The organism is Oleiphilus sp. HI0125, assembly GCF_001635355.1.
On the sequence record NZ_LWGF01000498.1, the window covers coordinates 1 to 310 of the forward strand.

A 310-nucleotide genomic window follows, 5' to 3' on the forward strand; every position below is an offset into this window, starting at 1 on the left:
TGGGTAGCAGTAATTGGCTTAAAGAATTTGAGAAGCTTCGTTTGCCATACAATATCAATGTGTTAACACAGGCCAGCGCTAGTTTAGCTATCAAGCACTATGACAAACTAGCGGCTCAATGTGAGTTGCTTAAGACTGCTCGATCTGAGTTACTCGCTTCCTTGGCGGATATTGATGGTCTGGAAGTTTTCCCTAGCGAAGCGAATTTCGTGCTCGTGCGCTGCAGTAATGGTGGAGCACGAAGTGTTTTTGAAGCAATGAAGACTCAGGGCGTGCTCATAAAGTGTTTGGATGGAGGGCATCCTCTACT

Annotated in this window: 1 protein-coding gene; it reads left to right on the forward strand. The window is 45.8% G+C overall.

Annotation, left to right across the window (positions count from 1 at the left end):
• Positions 1-310, forward strand: a 310-nt coding sequence (locus tag A3762_RS27250; protein WP_369820670.1) for an aminotransferase class I/II-fold pyridoxal phosphate-dependent enzyme, incomplete at both ends; no start/stop codon positions are given.